This window comes from Pseudomonas sp. TWP3-1, from assembly GCF_049896625.1.
Classification (GTDB): Bacteria; Pseudomonadota; Gammaproteobacteria; order Pseudomonadales; family Pseudomonadaceae; genus Aquipseudomonas.
Genome location: NZ_JAFCUQ010000007.1, coordinates 182,160 through 200,135, shown reverse-complemented (window position 1 = coordinate 200,135; position 17,976 = coordinate 182,160). Strand labels below are relative to the sequence as shown.

At 60.0% G+C, this 17,976-nt stretch carries 14 protein-coding genes; 5 read left to right on the top strand and 9 right to left on the bottom strand.

Annotated elements, in window-relative coordinates; genetic code table 11:
* Positions 1-3: 3 nt before the first annotated feature.
* The 4 genes from ACP7BN_RS12435 to gloB all read right to left on the bottom strand — a co-directional run bounded on the left by ACP7BN_RS12435 (position 4) and on the right by gloB (position 6,367).
* Positions 4-1,845 (bottom strand): extracellular solute-binding protein, encoded by a 1,842-nt coding sequence (locus ACP7BN_RS12435; RefSeq protein WP_426204416.1) that lies wholly within the window; start codon positions 1,843-1,845, stop codon positions 4-6.
* The gene (locus ACP7BN_RS12430) at positions 1,842-3,674 is read right to left on the bottom strand and encodes an extracellular solute-binding protein (protein ID WP_426204415.1); all 1,833 of its coding nucleotides are present in this window, start codon (positions 3,672-3,674) and stop codon (positions 1,842-1,844) included. Before ACP7BN_RS12430 ends, ACP7BN_RS12435 begins: the two co-directional genes overlap by 4 nt.
* Before the next feature lie 350 nt (positions 3,675-4,024).
* Positions 4,025-5,500, bottom strand: coding sequence for a transglycosylase SLT domain-containing protein (locus tag ACP7BN_RS12425; RefSeq protein ID WP_426204413.1), 1,476 nt, complete (start codon positions 5,498-5,500; stop codon positions 4,025-4,027).
* A 99-nt stretch (positions 5,501-5,599) separates the two neighbouring features.
* Complete coding sequence (gloB, locus tag ACP7BN_RS12420) at positions 5,600-6,367, bottom strand: hydroxyacylglutathione hydrolase (protein ID WP_426204411.1); 768 nt, start codon at positions 6,365-6,367, stop codon at positions 5,600-5,602.
* Positions 6,368-6,432: 65 nt separating this feature from the next.
* Here gloB and ACP7BN_RS12415 point away from each other — a divergent pair, with 65 nt between their 5' ends.
* Together ACP7BN_RS12415 and rnhA are read left to right on the top strand one after the other, a co-directional pair.
* Entirely contained in the window at positions 6,433-7,191 is a 759-nt protein-coding gene (locus ACP7BN_RS12415) for a methyltransferase domain-containing protein (RefSeq protein ID WP_420649409.1), read from the top strand.
* A gap of 90 nt (positions 7,192-7,281) precedes the next feature.
* Entirely contained in the window at positions 7,282-7,752 is a 471-nt protein-coding gene (gene rnhA / locus ACP7BN_RS12410; protein ID WP_426204409.1) for a ribonuclease HI, read from the top strand.
* Between the two features lie 168 nt (positions 7,753-7,920).
* Here rnhA and copD read toward each other — a convergent pair whose 3' ends face one another.
* Both copD and copC read right to left on the bottom strand, forming a co-directional pair.
* A complete protein-coding gene (gene copD / locus ACP7BN_RS12405) occupies positions 7,921-8,778 on the bottom strand; it encodes a copper homeostasis membrane protein CopD (protein ID WP_426204407.1) in 858 nt (285 codons plus the stop codon).
* A gap of 3 nt (positions 8,779-8,781) precedes the next feature.
* A complete protein-coding gene (gene copC / locus ACP7BN_RS12400; protein WP_426204405.1) occupies positions 8,782-9,144 on the bottom strand; it encodes a copper homeostasis periplasmic binding protein CopC in 363 nt (120 codons plus the stop codon).
* A 99-nt stretch (positions 9,145-9,243) separates the two neighbouring features.
* Here copC and ACP7BN_RS12395 point away from each other — a divergent pair, with 99 nt between their 5' ends.
* Positions 9,244-9,864 (top strand): TetR/AcrR family transcriptional regulator, encoded by a 621-nt coding sequence (locus tag ACP7BN_RS12395; RefSeq protein ID WP_064587091.1) that lies wholly within the window; start codon positions 9,244-9,246, stop codon positions 9,862-9,864.
* Between the two features lie 228 nt (positions 9,865-10,092).
* Here ACP7BN_RS12395 and preA read toward each other — a convergent pair whose 3' ends face one another.
* From preA to hydA, 3 genes are all read right to left on the bottom strand, one after another.
* Positions 10,093-11,367, bottom strand: coding sequence for an NAD-dependent dihydropyrimidine dehydrogenase subunit PreA (gene preA, locus ACP7BN_RS12390; RefSeq protein ID WP_426204402.1), 1,275 nt, complete (start codon positions 11,365-11,367; stop codon positions 10,093-10,095).
* Positions 11,368-12,735 carry an NAD(P)-dependent oxidoreductase gene (locus ACP7BN_RS12385; protein ID WP_426204401.1) on the bottom strand — a complete coding sequence of 456 codons (1,368 nt, stop codon included), beginning with the start codon at positions 12,733-12,735 and terminating at the stop codon, positions 11,368-11,370.
* Positions 12,736-12,926: 191 nt separating this feature from the next.
* Positions 12,927-14,369, bottom strand: a complete 1,443-nt coding sequence (gene hydA / locus ACP7BN_RS12380; RefSeq protein ID WP_426204399.1) for a dihydropyrimidinase — start codon at positions 14,367-14,369, stop codon at positions 12,927-12,929.
* Positions 14,370-15,000: 631 nt separating this feature from the next.
* On the opposite strand from hydA, the gene ACP7BN_RS12375 reads away from it, so the two are divergent.
* Positions 15,001-16,485, top strand: a complete 1,485-nt coding sequence (locus ACP7BN_RS12375) for an NCS1 family nucleobase:cation symporter-1 (RefSeq protein WP_426204398.1) — start codon at positions 15,001-15,003, stop codon at positions 16,483-16,485.
* Between the two features lie 156 nt (positions 16,486-16,641).
* Complete coding sequence (locus ACP7BN_RS12370) at positions 16,642-17,922, top strand: Zn-dependent hydrolase (RefSeq protein ID WP_426204396.1); 1,281 nt, start codon at positions 16,642-16,644, stop codon at positions 17,920-17,922.
* Positions 17,923-17,976: the final 54 nt, after the last annotated feature.

Sequence of the window (17,976 nt, the reverse complement as noted above, 5' to 3'; positions counted from 1 at the left end):
TGATTACTCCGTGCCCGCAGGGTCGGCTTGCAGTTGGTTTTGGATTTCTACTGCCGGCTTCGCATCGGGTTTGATCCACCAGGTGCTGGTGCCGATGTCGTACTTGGGTGAGATTTGCGGGTGACCGAGGTGGTTCCAATAAGCCACGCGCCAGGTCTTGATGTGCCAATTGGGGATCACGTAATAACCCCACTGCAGCACCCGGTCGAGGGCGCGCGCATGGGCCACCAGGCTCTGGCGCGAATCGGCGTTGATCAGGCGCTCGACCAGTTGATCGACCACCGGATCCTTCAGACCCATGGTATTGCGACTGCTCGGCTTGTCGGCGGCTGCGCTCATCCAGAACTCGCGCTGCTCGTTACCCGGCGAGTTGGATTGCGGGAAGCTGCCGACGATCATGTCGAAGTCCCGCGAGCGCACGCGATTGATGTACTGCGAAACGTCAACGCGACGAATCACCAGCTCGATGCCGAGGTCGCTGAGGTTGCGCTTGAGCGGCAGCAGCACCCGCTCGAAATCGGTCTGCGCCAGCAGGAACTCAATGCTCACCGGTTTGCCGCTGGCGTCGACCATTTTGTCATCGACGATTTTCCAGCCAGCCTCTTGCAGCAGTTGATAGGCCTCGCGCTGCTGGGTGCGGATCATTCCGCTGGCATCGGTTTTCGGGTTCTCGAAGGCTTCGCTGAACACCTGCGCCGGCAGTTGGCTGCGGAACGGATCGAGGATCGCCAGTTGATCGGCGTCGGGCAGGCCGGTGGCAGCCATTTCCGAATTCTCGAAAAAGCTGCGGCTGCGCGCGTAGGCGCCGTTGAACAATTGTTTGTTGGTCCATTCGAAGTCGAACAACAACGTCAGCGCACGCCGCACTCGAATATCCTGAAACACCGGGCGGCGCAGGTTGAACACGAAGCCCTGCATGCCGGTGGGGTTGCCGTTGGGGATCTGTTCCTTGATCAGCCGTCCTTCGGTGACCGCCGGAATGTTGTAGGCGTTGGCCCAGCTCTTGGCGGTCATCTCCAGCCAGTAATCGAACTGCCCGGCCTTCAGCGCCTCAATCGCCACGGTGTTGTCGCGGTAGTAATCGGTGGTCATCACGTCGAAGTTGTAGAAACCGCGATTGACCGGCAAGTCCTTGCCCCAGTAATCCTTGACCCGCTCATAACGCACCGAGCGCCCGGCCTTGACCTGGGTCAGCTGATACGGGCCGCTGCCCAATGGGATTTCCAGGTTGCCCTTGTTGAAATCGCGACTGGCCCACCAGTGTTTCGGCAGCACCGGCAACTGGCCGAGGATCAGCGGCAGTTCGCGGTTGTTGGTGTGCTTGAACTTGAACAGCACTTTGAGCGGGTCTTCGGCGATGACTTCTTCGACATCGTTGTAGTAGCCGCGATACAGCGGGGAGCCGTCCTTGGTCAGCGTCTGGAAGCTGAACACCACGTCTTCGGCGCGTACCGGGTGGCCGTCGTTGAACTTTGCTTCAGGACGCAGGTAGAAACGCACCCAACTGTTGTCCGGGGCTTTTTCGATCTTCCTGGCGATCAGGCCGTATTCGGTAAAAGGTTCGTCGAGGCTGTGCTTGGTCAGGGTGTCGTAGATCTGCCCGATGTCGTCCGCCGGCACACCCTTACTGATGAACGGGTTGAGGCTGTCGAAGCCACCAAAACCGGCCTGACGAAAGATCCCGCCCTTGGGCGCGTCGGGGTTCACGTAATCGAAATGCTTGAAATCGGCGGGGTATTTCGGCGGCTCGTTGTACAGGGTCACGGCGTGTTGCGGGGCGGCACAGGCCAGCCCGGCGAACAACAGGCCGCCGACCTGCACCAGCAGGGCGCGGATAGGCTTCATCGATCTGTCTCCGAAGATTTCAGCCACCATGCGCTCAGACCCAACGTATAGGGCGGCGTAGTGACGAAGGCAAACCGGTTGCGGTAAGCCAGACGGTGATAATTGAGGTACCAGTTGGGAATGATGTAGTGCTGCCACAGCAGCACGCGGTCGAGCGCTTTGCCGGCGGCGACTTGTTCATCGCGGGTGCGCGCGGCGAGCAATTGCTCAAGCAGATGATCGACCACCGGGTTGGCAATGCCCGCGTAATTCTTGCTGCCCTTGACCCCGACCTGGCTGGAGTGGAAGTACTGCCACTGCTCCAGACCCGGGCTGAGGGTCTGGTTGAGGGTCATCAGGATCATGTCGAAATCGAACTGATCAAGGCGCTGTTTGTATTGCGCCCGATCCACCGTGCGCAGCCGCGCCTCGATGCCGATGCTGTTGAGGTTTTCGATGTAGGGCTGAAGCAGACGCTCCAGATTCGGATTGACCAGCAACAGTTCGAAACGCAGCGGCTGGCCAGCGGCGTTTTGCAGGCGTTGGCCGTTTAGCTTCCAGCCCGCTTCGGTCAGCAGCGCGAGGGCTTTGCGCATGGTTTCGCGGGGAATGCCGCGCCCCTCGGTTTTCGGCAGGCTGAACGGCTCGGTGAGTAATCGCGCCGGCAGTTGATCCTTGTACGGCTTGAGCATCAGCCATTCGCGCCCGACCGGCAGGCCGCTGGCGGCGAATTCGCTGTTTGGGTAGTAACTGGTCGTGCGCTTGTAGGCATCGCTGAACAACGCGCGGTTGGTCCACTCGAAATCGAACATCAGCCCCAGCGCTTCACGCGTCTTCACATCGGAGAAGGTCGCGCGGCGGGTGTTCATGAACAGACCCTGACTCTGCGTCGGAATCTGGTGCGGGATCTGCGCCTTGATCACCTCGCCACGCCGCACGGCGGGGAAGTTGTAGCCGTTGGCCCAGTTCTTCGCCTGGTGTTCGATGTAGATATCGAATTCGCCAGCCTTGAACGCTTCGAACGCCACGTCGCTGTCGCGGTAGAACTCGACTTCCATCCTGTCGAAGTTGTACTTGCCGCGATTCACCGGCAAGTCCTTGCCCCAGTAATCCTTGACCCGCTCAAAGATCAACTGCCGGCCCGGCGTCGCCGAAGTGATGCGATACGGGCCGCTGCCCAGTGGTGGCTCGAAGGTTGTGGCCTTGAAGTCGCGATCCTTCCAGTAATGCTGCGGCAGCACCGGCAACTCACCCAGACGCAGAATCAGCAGCGGGTTGCCCGAGCGCTTGAGCACGAAACGAATCCGCTGCTTGTTGAGGATATCCACGCGCAGCACTTCCTGCAGTGCGGTGCGATACAGCGGATGACCTTCCTTGAGCAACAGGCGATAGGAAAACGCCACGTCATACGCGGTGATCGGCGTGCCATCGTGGAAACGCGCCTCGGGGCGCAGATTGAACACCACCCAGCTGCGATCTTCGCTGTACTCCACCGATTGCGCGATCAAGCCATAACTGGAGGCTGGCTCATCACCGGAGGGCGAGTATTGGCCGGTGCCGACCATCAACGGCTCGTTCAGCTCGTTGATGCCGTATTGCAGGAAATTCGCTGTGGTGACCGGGCTGGTGCCCTTGAACGTGTACGGGTTGAGCGTATCAAAGGTGCCGAATGCCATCACCCGCAATGTACCGCCCTTGGGCGCTTGCGGGTTGACCCAGTCGAAGTGGGTGAATCTGGCCGGGTACTTGAGCGTGCCGAACTGCGCATAACCGTGACTTTCGGTAATCGTCGCGCTTGCGGTTGAGCTCAAGGCCAGGCTGATCAGGAGCAGGAGGAGGGGACGCTTCAAGTCAGATCCGATCCAGGCGGCTTGGGCTTAGTGGGCCGTACAGTAACAGCTTGTATGGGCAGGAAAAAGATGGGGGGGTAATGCGCTGTTAACAATACCGCCAAGAGCCCCTCACCCTAACCCTCTCCCGGGGGGAGAGGGGACTGACTGAGGTGTTTGGACCAGTTGCACCGACTTGCAATACCGAGGCGAACTCTAGCTTTGAAAAGCACACAGATCGGCCCCCTTTCCCCCTCGCCCCCTTGGGGGAGAGGGTTGGGGTGAGGGGGACTGGGTTTGCCAGGCACAACACCAATCAAACAAACACCGGACAAAAAAAAGCCCCTGAATTTCAGGGGCTCTCATATCAGTCAATGCGGCTGATAAACCGTCAGCATCTGCCCAGGCTTCAACGCCTTGCCAGCACCCGGATTCCAACGCTGCAGATGTTGCATCTCAACGTTGAAACGCTTGGCCACCACGTACAGGGTGTCGCCGCGTTTGACCTTGTACTGCGTCTGTTGCTTGCTCTCGGCCTTGCCTTTGGTCTTGCTGTTGGCCGCAATCACTGTGTTGACCCGGCCGCTGTTGCGCGCGACGTTGCGAGCAGGGCTGCGCTTGGTAGCGTCCTGCATCACCAGCGTCTGACCAACCTTGAGGTTCTTGCCGCTCAGCTTGTTCCAGCGTTGCAGATCCTTGACTTCAACCTTGTTCGCCTTGGCAATCGAACCGAGGTTATCGCCACGCTTGACCCGATAAGCACGCTTGAGTTGCGCAACTTCGCTCGGATCAGCACCTTCGAATACGGGCTTCAGCGAGCGCGGGCTGATCAACTCGTCCGGGCGCATGGTCTGCAGACTGGCGGTCAGCAGTTGCGCCTTCGAGGTTGGCACCAGCAAATGCTGCGGGCCGTCGATGGTGGTGCGCTGCTTGAATGCCGGGTTGAGCTGGAACAGTTCGTCTTCGTCGATGTTGGCGACAGCAGCGACCTTGGACAGGTCCATGCGCTGGTTGATTTCGACAACCTGGAAATACGGTTCGTTGGCGATCGGGTTGAGGTTGACGCCATAGGCTTCCGGCGTCAGGACCACTTGCGACAGGGCCAGCAGCTTCGGTACATAAGCCTGGGTTTCCGCCGGCAGCGGCAGGTTCCAGTAGTCAGTCGGCAGGCCGAGTCGTTCGTTGCGCTCGATCGCACGACTGACTGTGCCTTCACCGGCGTTGTACGCAGCCAGTGCCAGCAGCCAGTCGCCGTTGAACATGTCGTGCAGGCGGGTCAGGTAGTCCATCGCAGCGGTGGTCGAGGCGGTGATGTCGCGACGGCCATCGTAGAATTGGGTCTGACGCAGGTTGAAATAACGGCCAGTCGAAGGGATGAACTGCCAGAGGCCTACAGCGTTGGCCCGGGAATAGGCCATCGGGTTGTAGGCACTTTCAATCACTGGCAGCAGGGCCAGTTCCAGCGGCATGTTGCGTTCTTCGAGGCGCTCTACGATGTAGTGGATGTAGAGGCTGCCACGCTCGCCGGCGTTTTCCAGAAACGAAGGGTTACTGGCGAACCACAGGCGCTGTTGCTCGATGCGCGGGTTGACGCCCAGACCGTCCTGCAACTGGAAACCGTTGCGCATGCGGCCCCAGATGTCCTGAGGCACTTGCGGCACAGGCTTTTCAGTCAGCCAGATGGGCTTCTGCTTGGCTCGCGCAGCAATGTTCGGCGTATGTGTCGCTTCAGGCTGCGGAGCGTGGCTGGAACAACCCGCCAGTGTGGCGGACACAGCCACCGCGATGGCTTGCGCCAGGCGGGTCAAAGCATCTGAATTGACGGACTTACGTATGGATGACGACATTGGCTGGAAGTAAGTTCCGGGCAAAAATGTCGGGCGATTCTAGAAAGCGCACCCCTCGCGGTCAACCATTCAGAATTTTTGTACCAGCGCACGAGTGCCTTAGAAATTATCTTTCCATGCCCGCAGAGCCGCAAAAACCTCACTCGGCGCCCGGTTTTGAGCGCCATTCCGTTCGTCCACTTTTTGTGTAACTAATGTTTCAGAGGTACGCAAAAACGGATTTGTGAGCTTTTCCAGCGCCAGGGTCGAGGGCAATGTCGTGACGCCGTTTTGCCTCTGCTGAATGACTTTTTGCAGACGAGCGGCAATATCCGGGTTGCCCGGTTCGACCGCTGCTGCGAATTTCAAATTGCTCAGGGTGTATTCATGTGTGCAGTACACCAGCGTATCTTCAGGCAACGCGGCGAGACGGCTCAGGGAGTGATGCATTTGCTCCGGCGTGCCTTCGAACAAGCGACCGCAACCGGCAGCGAACAGCGTGTCGCCGCAGAAGAGCAAGCCGTGATGGTAATAGGCAATGTGGCCCAGTGTGTGGCCGGGCACGGCATACACGTCGAAGTCCCAGCCCAGTACGCGGGCCTGGTCGTTGTCCTTGAGCGCCACATCGCGCGCGGGGATGTTTTCGTTGGCCGGGCCGTAGACGGTGGCGTCTGTAGCCTTTTTCAGCGCTTCGACGCCGCCGACGTGGTCATGGTGATGGTGAGTGATCAGAATATCGCTGAGCACCCAGCCCGGATGGGCGTCGAGCCAGGCCTGTACCGGCGCGGCGTCGCCAGGGTCGACCACCGCGCAGCGCTGGGTCGCATGATCCTGTAACAACCAGATGTAGTTGTCGGTGAAGGCGGGCAGGGCACTGATCTGTATCATCGTCGAATTCGCCAAGCGGTAAACATTGGCGCATCTTAGTGGTTCCTGGCGCTTTGGAGAATGACATGACCGATAAAGCGTTCGCACAGGCTGATCCGGACTGGCTGGCCCTGATCGGTGCGGCCCGTGAATGGCTGTCCGGCCCGCTCGGCCAATTTCTGCTGGACGAAGAGCGACGCATGCTCGAAGACGAGCTCGGCCGGTTCTTTGGTGGCTATCTGGTGCATTACGGCCCGTCTGCCGAGACCCCGCCGTGCGCGCCACAAGTGCAGCGCAATGTGCGCCTCGGGGCGCCATTGCCGGGTGTAGAGATCGTCTGTGAAGAACAGGCCTGGCCCTTGAGCGAGCACGCCGCCGATGTGGTGGTGTTGCAGCATGGTCTGGATTTCTGCCTGTCGCCCCACGGTTTGCTGCGTGAAGCGGCGAGCAGCGTACGGCCCGGCGGGCATCTGCTGATCGTCGGTATCAACCCCTGGAGTACCTGGGGCTTGCGTCATGTTTTCACCAGCGACGCCATGCGCAAGGCGCGCTGCATCTCGCCATCGCGGGTCGCCGACTGGCTGAATCTGCTGGGCTTTGCGCTGGAGAAACGCCGCTTCGGGTGCTATCGTCCGCCGCTCGCGTCAGCCAAGTGGCAGACCCGTCTGGCTGGCTGGGAACGCAAGGCCGGTGACTGGCAACTGTCGGGCGGCGGCTTTTATCTGCTGGTGGCGCGCAAGATCGTCGTCGGTCTGCGACCGCTGCGCCAGGAGCGACGCGAGCCGATGGGCAAGCTGATCCCGCTGCCGATGGCCAAGGTCAACCGCCGCCGCATCGAACCCTGAACCCTCTTTAATTTCCGGCCGGGCTTGCCCCGGCCTCGGCCATCGTCGGTCTACGATTGACGAGGCAGCGTATTTTTCTGGATAGATTGCATGACTGAAAACAGCGAAAGCACCGATAGCGTAGAACTGTTCACCGACGGCGCCTGCAAGGGCAACCCCGGCCCGGGCGGCTGGGGCGCCTTGCTCGTGTGCAAGGGCATCGAAAAGGAGTTGTGGGGCGGCGAAGCCAACACCACCAACAACCGCATGGAGCTGCTCGGCGCAATCCGCGGCCTCGAAGCCCTCAAGCGTCCGTGCGAAGTGCTGCTGGTGACCGACTCGCAATACGTGATGAAAGGCATCAACGAGTGGATGGTCAACTGGAAAAAACGCGGCTGGAAAACCGCCGCCAAAGAACCAGTGAAAAACGCCGACCTGTGGAAAGAGCTGGACGAGCAGGTCAACCGCCACAAGGTCACTTGGAAGTGGGTACGCGGGCACATCGGTCACCACGGCAACGAACGCGCCGACCAGTTGGCCAATCGTGGTGTGGATGAAGTGCGCGGTTACAAACAGAGCTGATTTCTGGCTGATGCACCGAGGTGCCCCAATCGCTAGCAGGCTAGCTCCCACGGGGAATGAATTTCCAATGTGTGAGCCAGCCTGCTGGCGATGGCAGGCTGACAGCCGACCAGTTTCTGCCGGTTGGTACATCCCCTGGAGCTGCCGAAGGCTGCGATCTTTTGATCTTCAGCCTGCAATCATTGGCGGCAAGGTCCCGAGCAGCGACACGGCCGCGACCGCACCAATCCCCAACAGCCATTCGATGATTACACTGCGCTTGAGCGCTTCGATCCGCTGTTCACAATCGTTGATGCGCAAGCGGTTGAATAACGCCAACCCAAGCATGCCCAACACCAGCAAAGCCTTGATCAGCAGTATCAGCGCAAATCCGGAAAACATCGGCGTCGGCCACCACTGTCCTGTCAACACTCGCACGTTGATCAGGCCGGTGATCAGCAGTCCCGCAACCAGCAAATATCCAATCCCGCTAAAGCGCTGCAACACTCGCCGCACTGGCACATCCGCCTGGCGCAGAACCATCAGCAACAGCAACAATCCGCCAAGCCAGGCGCTGACGCATGTCAGGTGAATCACTTGATTGAGGATCAGCATCTGCCCGCTCAGACCATCGAGCATCGCCCCGTGACCGACCGGTGCCAGCGTCGCCAGCAGCAACGCACTCAGCCCCAGTCGCAACGGCATGTTCGAATGCCAAGGCGTGAACAGCAGCGCCAGCAACATCACATTGATCAGCAAATGCCAGCGCCAGACCTGACCGAAAAACGTCTTGTCCAGCACCAGCCCGACGGTATCCGGATCGAACGCCGACGCCGCCGAACCGGCCATGCTCGCGGTAATCAGCAGCGCCCAAGCAATGCCGCTGACCAATGCAACGGCGGCCAACCCACGAGCCAGCCGCGCCAAATGCCGATCCAGTAACGGTGCGTCACCCCTGAGCAGCAGCGGCCGAAACAACCACGCCCCGAACAGCAGCAACACCACGCTGAAATGCACAAACCGGCACAGCACCAGCGCTTCGCTCATGAATTACTGGCCAACCTTGAACTGGTAAGCACCTTCGCTTTTGTGCGTATCGACCGACACGGCGTGCCATTCGACTTTGTACTCGCCAGCCGCCAAGGGAGCGGCGGGGGTGACGATCAGGGTTTTCTTGTCGGCTTCGGTGCTCAGCGCTTTGACTGCAATCGGTGCACCGTCTTTGGTCAGCGTGATCTTGGTGAAACTCGCTTCAACACCTTCGGAAAACACCAGCCGTAAGTCCGCAGGCGCGGTGACGGTGCTGTCGGCGGCCGGGGTCTGGCTTTTCAAATGGGCATGGGCAAAGGCCTGGGAAGTCACGAGGACAGAGGCGAGCAGGGCGCCGGTGGTCAGCAGGTTTTTCAGCTTCATGGGAATCCCTTGGTAGTGAATGGCGGCCGACAGTATAGGGCGTGCGGTTCGCCCTGAGCAGATGCTAGTCTTCAAGCACGTTGTCGTCAGGGAGCCCTTATGGGCAATCACAAGATCGAGATCCGTCGCAGTAACGTCGAAAAAATCCTCCTGGCAGCGGAAAAGGTTTTCGCCGAAAAAGGTTTTGGTGGCACCGCCATGGCCGACATCGCCGCCGAAGTGCAATTGCCGCGCTCCAATCTGCATTACTACTTCAGCACCAAAAGCGAGCTGTACAGCGCGGTGCTGTTCGACTTGCTGGAAGTGTGGAAACAGGACGCGCTGTGCTTCGAGATGTTCGACGATCCGCGCGTGGTGCTCAGCAGCTACATTCGCGCCAAGATGAACCACTCACGCAGCCGGCCGTATGGGTCGAAAGTCTGGGCCAATGAAATCATCCATGGCGCGCCGACCTTGGGCGAGGCGCTGGATGTGAGCCTGTATGACTGGGCGAAGATGAAGGAAGCAAAAATTCGCCAGTGGGTCGAGGACCAGCGGATTTTGCCGGTGGAGCCGTCGAGTCTGCTGTATATGATTTGGGCGTCGACCCAGCACTATGCGGACTTTGATCATCAGGTGAATATCCTGAATGAGCATCAGCCGTTGTCGGACATGCAGTTCGAGCGGGCGGTGCAGACGGTGACCAGTGTGATATTGCGTGGGATCGGGTTGGAGCCTTGAAAGTCAAAGGCTGACCCTCACCCCAGCCCTCTCCCAGAGGGAGAGGGGGCCGACCGAGGTGTCTTGTGTCTCACATCGACCTGGAAGATCGGGGCGATTATGGATTCAAAGCAAGGCTTTCAGGTCGGCGTAGTTCTGCAATATCCCCCAGTCAGTCCCCTCTCCCTGTGGGCGGTCCGACGTTTCGGGAGGGTTAGGGTGAGGGGCCTTTCGGATCAGACCACCAATCTAAACAGCAACGTGATACGGATTCCGCGGATCATGATTCCAATCGAGAAACGGCTTCCCGGTTTCCATCGGCACCATCTCGATGCAATCCGCCACCGGACAGGTGATCTGGCACAAGTTACAGCCCACACATTCATCATCAATCACTTCATATTTATGCGTGCCATCCGCCTCGCGAACACTGCTGATCGCCTGATGTGAAGTGTCCTCGCAGGCAATGTGGCAGCGCCCGCAACCAATACACGCCTCCTGATCAATCTTCGCGATCACCTGATAATTGATATCGAGGTACTTCCAGTCCGTGGTGTTGCCGACCGCACGCCCGGAGAACTCGGCGATGCTCGCGTAACCCTGACTGTCCATCCACCGCGACAAGCCGTCCTTCATCTCCTCGACAATCCGAAACCCGTGCAGCATCGCCGCCGTGCACACCTGCACCGAGCCGCTGCCCAGCGCAATAAATTCCGCCGCATCGCGCCAACTACCAATCCCGCCAATTCCGCAAATCGGCAAACCCTGGGTCTGCGGATCGCGGGCGATTTCCGCGACCATGTTCAGCGCAATCGGCTTGACCGCCGAGCCGCAATAACCGCCGTGCGTGCTTTTGCTGCCGACGGTGGGCAGGGCGACCATGTGCTCAAGGTCGACGCTGGTGATCGAGTTGATGGTGTTGATCAGCGACACCGCATCAGCACCGCCCCGGTAAGCCGCGCGGGCGGCGACGCGGATGTCGGTGATGTTCGGCGTGAGTTTGACGATCACCGGCAGCGAGCAATAGGTCTTGCACCAGCGTGTGACCTGCTCGACATACTCCGGCACCTGACCGACCGCCGCGCCCATGCCGCGTTCGGGCATGCCGTGCGGGCAGCCGAAATTCAGTTCGATACCGTCAGCGCCGGTCGCTTCCACGAGCGGCAGGATGTGTTTCCACGATTCCTCGACGCACGGCACCATCAGCGACACGATCAGCGCGCGATCCGGCCAGTCCTTCTTCACTTGGGTGATTTCGCGCAGATTGATTTCCAGCGAACGGTCGGTGATCAGTTCGATGTTGTTGATGCCCAGCACTTCGCGGTTGGCGCCATAGTGCGCCGAGTAGCGCGACGAGACGTTGACCGCTGCAGGGTCTTCCCCGAGGGTTTTCCAGACCACGCCACCCCAGCCGGCCTCGAAGGCGCGCACCACGTTGTAGGCCTTGTCGGTCGGCGGCGCGGAGGCCAGCCAGAACGGATTAGGGGCTTTGATGCCAGCGAAGACTATCGACAGATCGGCCATTTACGCAGCCTCCACGTTGAGCATCAGTTGAACGTTGATCGCCTCGGCAGCGCGTTTGCCGTGTTGCACCGCTTGCACGGTCAGGTCTTGATCGAGGCTGGTGCAATCGCCGCCTGCATAGACGCCGGGGATGCTGGTGCGCAGGTTTTCATCGACCTGAATGCGTTCGCCCTGACGTTTGAGTTCGCGCGCCATCGGGTCGCAGAGGGCGCTGCCGTCGAAGGCTTGGCCGATGGCTTTGAAGATCGCATCGGCGGCCAGATCGAAGGTTTCGCCAGTCGCTTGCAGGCGACCGTCGGCCATTTGCGTACGAGCGAAACGCATGCCGCGCACCTGGCCTTGATCGTCGAGTAAAACCTCTTCGGGTTGCGCCCAGGTCAACAGACGTACCTGATTGGCTTTGGCGATGTCCTGTTCGTGACCGGTTGCACCCATGTCGGCCAGACCACGTCGATACACCAGGTTCACGTCGCGGGCACCGAGGCGGGCCATTTGCACCGCCATGTCGATCGCGGTGTTGCCGGCGCCGAGGACGATGCAGCGATCGGCCAGCGGCAATTGCGTCAGGTCATCGGCCTGGCGCAGTTCGCGGATGTAGTCGGTGGCGGCGAGCAGGCCCGGCGCGTCTTCGTGGTCCAGACCGAGTTGTTTGCTGGCGTTCAGGCCGAGGCCGAGGAACACCGCGTCGAACTGTTGGTGCAGTTCATTGAGGCTCAGGTTTTCGCCGAGTTTGTGCCCGTGACGGATCTCGATGCCGCCGATTTGCAGGAGGAAATCCAGTTCCCTCTGCGCGTAATCGTCGACCAGTTTGTACTTGGCGATCCCGTATTCGTTGAGGCCGCCAGCCTTGTCTCGCGCTTCGAAAATCACCACGTCGTGGCCGTGCATGGCACTGCGATGGGCACAGGACAAACCCGCCGGCCCGGCGCCGACCACGGCGATGTGTTTGCCCGTGGCAGCGGCACGCTGGAACGGGTGTTCAGTGAAGTGCGCGTTGTCCACCGCGTAGCGCTGCAACAGGCCGATCAACACCGGTGCGCATTCGTGGGCGTTGTTTCTCACGCAGGCTTGCTGGCAGAGGATTTCAGTGGGGCAGACTCGTGCGCAACTGCCACCGAGAATGTTCGCCGAAAGGATTTTCTGCGCCGCGCCGGTCACATTGTCCTGATGGATATTGCGGATGAACGAGGGAATATCGATCTCGCTCGGGCATGCATTGACGCACGGTGCGTCGTAGCAATACAGGCAGCGCGAGGCTTCCAGATGTGCCTGACGGTCGTTGAGCGGTGGCGCCAGATCGCTGAAATGCCCGGCAAGCGCGGCCGCGCTTTCGTGCGGATGCGGGAGATGGTTGAGGGTCTCGATCACGGTTTTTTGCCTCACGGTTATTGAGGTGCTGCCTCTATCGGGCAGTGGATTTTGTGGTGCTTTTGATGGCCTCATCGCTGGCAAGCCAGCTCCCACAGGGATTGAAGTCGCACACAAATATTGTGTTCAGCCAAAAACCTGTGGGAGCTGCGGTGCGACGATTCGACTTGCCAGCGATAGGCCGAAGGCCGCTATCCGCGTTTCACAGCAGTCGGCCTATGCAACTCAGCCCGCTTGCTCAGCAAATCAAACACCGCCGGATACGCCGGCCGCTCGATATACCGCCCGGCCCCACGCTCGGCGCGCAGATCACCGTCGGCCCAGACCACCCGGCCCTGGCTGACGGTATGGCTCGGCACACCGGTCACGGTCTTGCCTTCGAAGATGTTGAAGTCCACCTGCTGATGGTGGGTTTTGGCGGAGATGGTGCGCGTGCCTTGCGGATCCCACAGCACCAGATCGGCATCGGCACCGACGCGAATCGCGCCTTTGCGTGGGTACAGATTGAAAATTTTCGCGGTATTGGTCGAGGTCAGCGCGACGAAATCCTGCATCGACAAGCGTCCGCTATTCACCCCTTCATCCCACAACACGGCCATGCGATCTTCGATACCGGCGGTGCCGTTGGGGATCTTGCTGAAGTCGTCACGCCCGGCAGCTTTTTGCTCGGCGCAGAAGCAGCAATGGTCGGTGGCGGTGGTGTGCAGATTGCCGTTCTGCAAGCCATGCCACAGCGCTTCCTGATGGCCGCGCGGACGGAACGGCGGGCTCATCACATAGCCGGCCGCGGTCTGCCAGTCCGGGTGCTGATACACGCTGTCATCCAGCAGCAAATGCCCGGCCAATACCTCGCCGTACACCGGCTGGCCCTTGCTGCGCGCATAGGTGATTTCGTCGAGGGCTTCTTTGGTCGAGACGTGCACCAGATACAACGGGGTGCCGATGGTTTCGGCGATGCGGATCGCGCGGCTCGCCGCTTCACCTTCGACTTGTGAAGGTCGCGACAGCGGATGTGCTTCCGGCCCGGTGATCCCCTGGGCCATCAACTTGCGCTGCAGGTGATACACCAACTCACCGTTTTCCGCATGCACGGTCGGCACCGCGCCGAGTTCCAGGCAGCGTTCGAAGCTCGCCACCAACGTGTCGTCGGCGGCCATGATTGCGTTCTTGTAGGCCATGAAGTGCTTGAAGCTGTTGATCCCGTGATGGCTGACCAGCTCGGCCATTTCCTCGCGCACCTGCTCGCTCCACCAGGTGATTGCGACGTGGAAGCCGTAGTCCGAGGCGGACTTCTCGGCCCAGCCGCGCCACTGATGAAACGCCTCCATCAATGACTGCTGCGGATTGGGAATCACGAAATCGATGATCGACGTAGTACCGCCCGCCAGACCGGCCGCCGTGCCGCTGAAAAAATCTTCGCTGGCGACGGTGCCCATGAACGGGAGCTGCATGTGAGTGTGCGGGTCGATGCCGCCGGGCATCAGGAATTGGCCGCTGCCATCCAGGATTTCGGCGCCGGCGGGAATATCGAGGTTTTCACCGATGGCTTTGATCACGCCGTCAGCGCAATACACATCGGCGCGGTAACTTTCATCATGGGTAACAACGGTGGCGCCACGGATCAGCAGAGACATTCCGAGTTCCTCGCAGGCATGACCGACTTATGCCGGCTCTAGATGTTTTATATTTTTTGTATGAACCCAGCGCTGAACGGCGTATTCCTGTCAGCGCTGTCAGGAATAGACGCTAGCCGCAGAATTCAAATAGAGCAAGATTATTTTTTATAAGCTTATAAGTGTTTTAACTTGCTGATAAATAACGATAAAAAGCACAAATCACCAAAATGGTGAGGCCCTTCACCATTTTGACGCACTTGACAGGTTGGAAATATGGTCAAGATTTCTTATGTGAAATCAGCCGCTTGAAGTTGAGCTGCAGCTGTTGGATCACGAAGAAAATAAATGCAGTGCACCAGTTTGAGTCCTGTCTGTTCGAACAACTTGTCGGACCTTTAGCCTGAATGCCCAGACAAGTTTCCGAGGACTCAACGGTAAATAATTAAAACTGATAAACATCAGTAAGTTGCACAGTTATAAATGCATGGCCCGATGCGAAAGCGGGGCACCCGGCACGTTTATTGATGCCGCCGCTGACACCTTGGCCGGTGCATGCAGGTTGTCAGTTCCTCCGGCCATCGTCGGCTGCCGCGTGAGTGCGCCAGCCCCTGATGAGCAAAAAAATAATCAGAAGAACAGTGGAGCGGCCATGCAACAGATCAGATCGCAAGTGACCGAGCGCGACGGCTTGTTCGAGCTCGAAGCCGGCAGCGACGTCCTCGACAGTCCCCGTTACAACCACGACATGGCACCGACCAAGGTGCGCGAACGAACCTGGAACAAATGGCACATCACCGCACTGTGGATCGGCATGTCGATCTGCGTGCCGACCTACACCCTCGGCGGCGTGCTGACCGCGTATTTCGGCCTGACCGTCGGCGAAGCACTGCTGGCGATTCTGTTCGCCAACATCATCGTGCTGATCCCGCTCACGCTTAACGCGTTCCCCGGCACCAAGTACGGAATCCCGTTTCCGGTGCTGCTGCGTTCATCGTTCGGGATTCTCGGTTCCAACGTGCCGTGCCTGATCCGCGCGCTGGTGGCGTGCGGCTGGTTCGGCATTCAGACGATGTTCGGCGGGCTGGCGATTCACCTGTTTCTCGGCTCGGTATTCGAGGGCTGGAAGTCGCTTGGCGGCACCGGCGAAGTCATCGGTTTCATGGTGTTCTGGGCGCTGAATCTGTGGGTGGTGATTCGCGGCGCCGAGTCGATCAAGTGGCTGGAAACCCTGTCGGCGCCTTTGCTGGTAGCGGTCGGCATCGGCTTGCTGGTGTGGGCCATGCCCAATGTGTCGATGACCGAATTGCTGGCGATTCCGCCGAAGCGTCCTGAAGGCGCGAGCGTGGTCAGTTACTTCGCCGCCGGGCTGACGGCGATGGTCGGATTCTGGGCCACGCTGTCGCTGAACATTCCCGACTTCAGCCGCTACGCCAAGAGCCAGAAAGACCAGATCCTCGGGCAGATTATCGGCCTGCCGCTGACCATGTTTCTGTTCGCCGCGTTGGGTGTGGTGATGACTGCTGCGTCGGTGAAACTGGTGGGTGTCAGCGTCTCCGATCCGGTGACCTTGATCGGGCATATCCAGAGTCCGGTGTGGGTCGCGGTCGCGATGGCGCTGATCATTATCGCCACGTTGTCGACCAACACCGCCGCCAACATCGTGTCGCCGACCAACGACTTCCAGAACATCGCGCCCAAAGTGATCAACCGCACTAAAGCCGTGCTCCTCACCGGGTTTGTCGGCCTCGTGCTGATGGGCCATGAGCTGCTGAAAAAACTCGGTCTGATCGTCTCCGACGTGAGTCTTGAGACCGTGTATTCCAACTGGTTGCTGGGTTATTCGAGCCTGCTCGGGCCGATTGCCGGGATCATGGTGGTCGACTATTTCCTGATCAAGAAACAGCAGCTGGACCTGGCCGGTTTGTACCGCGATGACGTGTATCCGGCGTGGAACTGGTCTGGTTTCATCGCGTTCGGCGTGCCGGTGGCGCTGACCTTGCTGTCGCTGGGTAGCGATGCGTTCAGCTGGTTTTACAGCTACGGCTGGTTTACCGGCTCGGCGCTGGGCGGGTTGATTTATTACGGGTTGTGCGCGATGCGTGCGCAGCCTTCTGCCGTGAAATCGACGGTGTGAGGGAGGGCCCCATCGCTGGCAAGCCAGCTCCCACAGGTTTTCCGGCGAACACAACATTTGTGTACGACTGCATTCCCTGTGGGAGCTGGCTTGCCAGCGATGGCGGCCTCACAGACAACACAGAAATATCCATAAGAACCGCCTGAGGAGATCCCCATGAACGCAGCCGTAGACGTTCTGCAATCGACCCATCAGCACATCAACCGCGACCGCTTGTGGGCGTCGCTCATGGAGCTGGCCAAACTCGGCGCCACGGTCAAGGGCGGCGTCTGTCGCCTGGCCCTGACCGACCTCGACCGCCAGGCCCGCGACCTGTTCGTGCAGTGGTGCGAGGACGCCGGTTGCAGCGTCACAGTCGATGCAGTCGGCAACATTTTCGCCCGCCGCGCCGGGCGCAATCCGGACTTGCCGCCAGTGATGACCGGCAGCCACATCGACACCCAGCCCACCGGCGGCAAGTTCGACGGCTGCTTCGGTGTGCTCGCAGGCGTCGAAGTGCTGCGCACCCTCAACGACCTCAGTGTGGAAACCGAAGCGCCGCTGGAAGTGGTGGTCTGGACCAACGAAGAAGGCTCGCGCTTCGCCCCGTGCATGATGGGTTCGGGCGTGTTCGCCGAGAAATTCACCCTCGAAGAAACCCTGGCCAAGGTCGACGCCGACGGCGTGACGGTCGGCGAAGCGCTGAACGCGATTGGCTACGCTGGGCCACGCAAGGTCAGCGGACACAAGGTCGGCGCCTATTTCGAAGCGCACATCGAACAAGGCCCGATCCTCGAAGACGAACACAAAACCATCGGCGTGGTGCTCGGCGCACTTGGCCAGAAGTGGTTCGACCTGAAACTGCGCGGCGTCGAAGCCCACGCCGGCCCAACCCCGATGCACCTGCGCAAAGACGCACTGGTCGGCGCCTCGGTGATCGTCGGCGCCGTCAACCGCGCCGCCCTCGGCCATCAACCCCATGCCTGCGGCACGGTCGGCTGCCTGCAAGCCTATCCCGGCTCACGCAACGTCATCCCCGGCGAAGTGCGCATGACCCTCGACTTCCGCCATCTGGAACCGGCACGCCTCGACTCGATGATCGCTGAGGTCAAGCAAGTCATCGAAACCACCTGCGAAGAACACGGCCTCACCTACGAACTGACCCCAACCGCCGACTTCCCGCCGCTGTACTTCGAAAAGGGCTGCGTCGACGCCGTGCGCAACGCTGCCAAAGGCCTCGGCCTGTCGAACATGGACATCGTCAGCGGCGCCGGCCACGACGCCATCTTCCTCGCCGAACTCGGCCCGGCCGGCATGATTTTCGTGCCGTGCGAAGGCGGCATCAGCCACAACGAAATCGAAAACGCCGCACCGGATGACCTGGCGGCGGGGTGTGCGGTGTTGTTGCGGGCGATGTTGGCGGCTTCGGCGGCGGTGGCCGGACAGCGAGCAGCCTGAACAACCAAAACTACAGCCTCATTGCCCTCTGTAGGAGCTGTCGAGTGCAACGAG

Coding starts and splice junctions, on each gene's coding strand:
- ACP7BN_RS12425 (WP_426204413.1), bottom strand. CDS start 5,500: ATGTCGTCATCCATACGTAAGTCCGTCAATTCAGATGCTTTGACCCGC.
- ACP7BN_RS12375 (WP_426204398.1), top strand. CDS start 15,001: ATGCAACAGATCAGATCGCAAGTGACCGAGCGCGACGGCTTGTTCGAG.
- hydA (WP_426204399.1), bottom strand. CDS start 14,369: ATGTCTCTGCTGATCCGTGGCGCCACCGTTGTTACCCATGATGAAAGT.
- ACP7BN_RS12415 (WP_420649409.1), top strand. CDS start 6,433: ATGACCGATAAAGCGTTCGCACAGGCTGATCCGGACTGGCTGGCCCTG.
- ACP7BN_RS12395 (WP_064587091.1), top strand. CDS start 9,244: ATGGGCAATCACAAGATCGAGATCCGTCGCAGTAACGTCGAAAAAATC.
- ACP7BN_RS12370 (WP_426204396.1), top strand. CDS start 16,642: ATGAACGCAGCCGTAGACGTTCTGCAATCGACCCATCAGCACATCAAC.
- ACP7BN_RS12435 (WP_426204416.1), bottom strand. CDS start 1,845: ATGAAGCCTATCCGCGCCCTGCTGGTGCAGGTCGGCGGCCTGTTGTTC.
- gloB (WP_426204411.1), bottom strand. CDS start 6,367: ATGATACAGATCAGTGCCCTGCCCGCCTTCACCGACAACTACATCTGG.
- preA (WP_426204402.1), bottom strand. CDS start 11,367: ATGGCCGATCTGTCGATAGTCTTCGCTGGCATCAAAGCCCCTAATCCG.
- copC (WP_426204405.1), bottom strand. CDS start 9,144: ATGAAGCTGAAAAACCTGCTGACCACCGGCGCCCTGCTCGCCTCTGTC.
- rnhA (WP_426204409.1), top strand. CDS start 7,282: ATGACTGAAAACAGCGAAAGCACCGATAGCGTAGAACTGTTCACCGAC.
- copD (WP_426204407.1), bottom strand. CDS start 8,778: ATGAGCGAAGCGCTGGTGCTGTGCCGGTTTGTGCATTTCAGCGTGGTG.